Raw genomic sequence first — 2412 nt, 5'->3', positions numbered from 1 at the left:
AAACATTACCAGACACATTAGAAGATTTAACAACACTAATGTTCACAGTAGGAACAACAGTAATATTAGTAGTATTATCAGGAGTACTATTATTACCAGTATTATTCTCATTAACACCAGTAACATTTGCAACATTCACAATACTACCAGTACCATTCAAACGAACAAGAATATCCAAAACAATACTCTCACCATTAGCCAAAGCACCAATATTCCAAACACCAGTGCTTGCAACATAATAAGTAAACCTTGGACTTGTACTGTTAATGTATATTAATCTACTATCCAAAACATCAGTAATAACCAAACCAGTCGCATTATCAGGACCAAAATTAGTCACATTAATAGTATACAAAACAAATATACCATTTAAGACAGATCCAGACACATTAGAAGATTTAACAACACTAATGTTCACAGTAGGAACAACAGTAATATTAGTAGTATTATCAGGAGTACTACTATTATTTCCAGTGTTGTTTTCAGTAACATTAGTAACATTCGCAATATTCACAATATTACCAGTACCATTTAAACGAACAAGAATATCCAAAACAATACTCTCACCATTAGCTAAAGTGTTAATATCCCAAACACCAGTACTAGCATCATAACTAGTTCCACGAGGAGTGGTACTATTAATATAAATCAATCTACTATCCAAAACATCAGTAATAACCAAACCAGTCGCATTATCAGGACCAAAATTAGTAACATTAATAGTATACAAAACAAATATACCATTTAAGACAGATCCAGACACATTAGAAGATTTAACAACACTAAGATTCACAGTAGGAACAACAGTAATATTAGTTTCATTATCAGGAGTACTACTATTATTACCAGTATTATTTTCAGTAACATTAGTAACATTCGCAATATTCACAATATTACCAGTACCATTTAAACGAACAAGAATATCCAAAACAATACTCTCACCATTAGCCAAATTGCCAATGCTCCAAACACCAGTGCTCGCAACATAGAAAGTAAACCTTGGAGTTGTACTGTTAATGTATATTAATCTACTATCTAAAACATCAGTAATAACTAAGCCAGTCGCATTATCAGGACCATAATTAGTTACATTAATAGTGTACAAGATGTAAGCACCATTTAAGACATTACCAGACACATTAGATGATTTAACAACACTAATGTTCACAGTAGGAACAACAGTAATATTAGTAGTATTATCAGGAGTACTATTATTACCAGTATTATTCTCATTAACACCAGTAACATTACCAACATTCACAATACTACCAGTACCATTCAAACGAACAAGAATATCCAAAACAATACTCTCACCATTAGCCAAATTACCAATATTCCAAACACCAGTACTTACAACATAGTAAGTAAATCTTGGAGATGTACTGTTAATGTATATTAATCTAGTATCTAATTTATCCGTAATAACCAAACCAGTCGCATTATCAGGACCAAAATTAGTCACATTAATAGTGTATAAAACAAGTATGCCATTTAAGACAGATCCAGACACATTAGATGTTTTAACAACACTAATGTTTACAGTAGGAACAACAGTAATATTAGTAGTATTATCAGGAGTACTACTATTATTACCAGTATTATTCTCAGTAACATTAGTAACATTAGCAATATTCACAATACTACCAGTACCATTCAAACGAACAAGAATATCCAAAACAATACTCTCACCATTAGCCAAAGTGTTAATATCCCAAACACCAGTAATAGCATCATAACTAGTTCCACGAGGACTAGTACTATTAATGCATATCAATCTACTATCCAAAACATCAGTAATAACCAAACCAGTCGCATTATCAGGACCAAAATTAGTCACATTAATAGTATACAAAACAAATATACCATTTAAGACAGATCCAGACACATTAGATGTTTTAACAATACTAAGATTTACAGTAGTGACAACAGTAATATTAGTTTCATTATCAGGATTACTACTATTATTACCAGTATTATTTTCAGTAACATTAGTAACATTCGCAATATTCACAATATTACCAGTACCATTCAAACGAACAAGAATATCCAAAACAATACTCTCACCATTAGCCAAATTACCAATATTCCAAACACCAGTACTTGCAACATAACTTGTAAATCTTGGACTTGTACTGTTAATGTATATTAATCTACTATCTAAAATATCAGTAATAACTAAGCCAGTCGCATTATCAGGACCATAATTAGTTACGTTAATAGTGTACAAGATGTAAGCACCATTTAAGACATTACCAGACACATTAGAAGATTTAACAACACTAATGTTCACAGTAGGAACAACAGTAATATTAGTAGTATTATCAGGAGTACTATTATTACCAGTATTATTCTCATTAACACCAGTAACATTACCAACATTCACAATACTACCAGTACCATTCAAACGAACAA

At 31.3% G+C, this 2412-nt stretch carries 1 protein-coding gene; it reads right to left on the bottom strand.

Going from position 1 to position 2412, the window contains the following annotated elements; translation table 11 throughout:
- Positions 1-2412 (bottom strand): beta strand repeat-containing protein (locus tag MBCUR_RS01845; RefSeq protein ID WP_157077545.1); only part of this gene is annotated, 2412 nt, incomplete at both ends.

The sequence above is a fragment of the Methanobrevibacter curvatus genome (assembly GCF_001639295.1).
GTDB classification, from domain to species: Archaea; Methanobacteriota; Methanobacteria; order Methanobacteriales; family Methanobacteriaceae; genus Methanoflexus; species Methanoflexus curvatus.
This window is presented reverse-complemented; position numbering and strand designations above follow the sequence as displayed.